General features: G+C 70.4%; 1 protein-coding gene. It reads left to right on the forward strand.

Features of this window, described 5'->3' with window-relative positions; translation table 11 throughout:
- Window positions 1-152 precede the first annotated feature (152 nt).
- Window positions 153-395, forward strand: a 243-nt coding sequence (locus AAH991_RS40310; protein WP_346231216.1) for a FadR/GntR family transcriptional regulator, incomplete at its 3' end; no start/stop codon positions are given.

Consider the following 395-nt stretch of genomic DNA (forward strand, 5'->3'; position numbering starts at 1 on the left):
GCTCCATCTGACCACGAGCACCGGGGCCACGCCCTTCTCCTGCGGAAGGGCGCCCTCGGGGCAGGGGGCGGCGCGGGTCTGTCACCCCAGGCGACAGACCCGCGTCGCCGTTTCCCCGGTCCACGAGCCGATCCGGACCTACCGCTACCCTGATGGCCACCACTGGGGAGGCCGGCGTGGGCGTCATCGAGACCGCGATCGACACGATCAAACAGATGATCATCGATGGTGAGCTGCGCCCCGGGCAGAAGCTGCCCGTGGAGAAGGACCTCGCCGACCAGCTCGGCGTCGCCCGCAACACCCTGCGTGAGGCCGTACGCGCGCTGATCGCCATGCGGGTCCTGCAGACACGCCAGGGCGACGGCACCTACGTCACCAGCCTGTCCCCGGGCCTT

It is taken from the genome of Microbispora sp. ZYX-F-249 (assembly GCF_039649665.1).
GTDB lineage: Bacteria > Actinomycetota > Actinomycetes > Streptosporangiales > Streptosporangiaceae > Microbispora > Microbispora maris.